The organism is Aeromonas cavernicola, assembly GCF_002795305.1.
Lineage (GTDB): Bacteria > Pseudomonadota > Gammaproteobacteria > Enterobacterales > Aeromonadaceae > Aeromonas > Aeromonas cavernicola.
The window spans coordinates 1-983 of sequence record NZ_PGGC01000179.1 but is presented as its reverse complement, the minus strand read 5'-3'; the positions used below and the strand labels follow the sequence as shown (position 1 = coordinate 983).

Annotated in this window: 1 protein-coding gene, 1 pseudogene and 1 riboswitch; the gene and the pseudogene both read left to right on the top strand. The window is 48.8% G+C overall.

Annotation, left to right across the window (positions count from 1 at the left end):
• Positions 1–83: riboswitch (cyclic di-GMP riboswitch) on the top strand. This riboswitch is flagged as partial in the annotation.
• Positions 84–174: 91 nt separating this feature from the next.
• Positions 175–501, top strand: a complete 327-nt coding sequence (locus tag CUC53_RS16580; protein ID WP_100295155.1) for a fimbrial protein — start codon at positions 175–177, stop codon at positions 499–501.
• 250 nt (positions 502–751) lie between these two features.
• Positions 752–983: pseudogene (locus tag CUC53_RS16575) on the top strand (transposase); the annotation flags it as partial.

Below are 983 nucleotides of genomic sequence, written 5' to 3'. Positions count from 1 at the left end.
GTAAAGGGCAAACCGATCGAAAGGTCGGGACGCAAAGCCACCGGTCTAAGGGTTTAAACACCTAAGACAGCGGAGCCGCCAAATTAGAAGAGTTATGTCGCCTGACATATGTTTTCTCTTCGATTGCGTTAGCCCTTTTCGTCAAACGTCACGTTAACGAAAAGGATTAAGACCATGAACAATCAAATCAATGTTACCTGCCGTAGCCGTGCAGCCAGCTTCGTTACTACCTCAGCTACAGTATTGCTGCTTGCAGCAGCATTACTTCCAAACGTAGCCTCAGCAACAGATGGAACAATCACCTTTAGCGGCGCGATTTATGAATCCCCATGTGACGTATCCACTAATAGTGTGACCTGTTACTCAGGTATTCATAGCCAATCAATGGATTTAGCAAACTTGCAGAAAGCGGGAACGCTCAAATCTATTAGCAGCACGCTGAACTATGCAGTCTCTGCCAGCAACAGCAATGTAGCTATTGTCACCGTGAGCTATATGTAAGCATGCGCTACTACAGCAGAGTAAGCCCGAGCAGGCCGTTACCTAGTATTAGTTTCTGCCTGCGGATGGCTCGAGAGCCAGAGCGTAATTTTACTTCACTATCGGTCAGTGTAAACAGCACTACTTATTATACTTCGGAAAGTGCGAGCAAGTGGGGTACACGGCGTTGTTGCCCAAATAGATGCAGCTTGAATGGAACTAACTGAGGACTCGGCGACCTGATCACCATCATCTCCTTAACGTCTGCATCATGGGCACGTCGCTTCACCCCATCACCAACTGGCCTCAATACAACACCTCTTTGATTAATCGTGGTTCACTCACCTTCTGGGTTGATCCCAAGGCCATGAGCAACGGGTTTCACCACGATCATCATAGGCAACGGGGCCGAGCCCGCTTTACACTGACCAGACCATCTATATGATGCTCAAGGGGATGTTCAACCTCACGCTGCGGGCCACTCAGGGACTACTCGACTCCCT

What these genes read in the sequence shown, in the direction of transcription:
- CUC53_RS16580 (WP_100295155.1), top strand. Translation starts at nt 175, where the DNA reads ATGAACAATCAAATCAATGTTACCTGCCGTAGCCGTGCAGCCAGCTTC.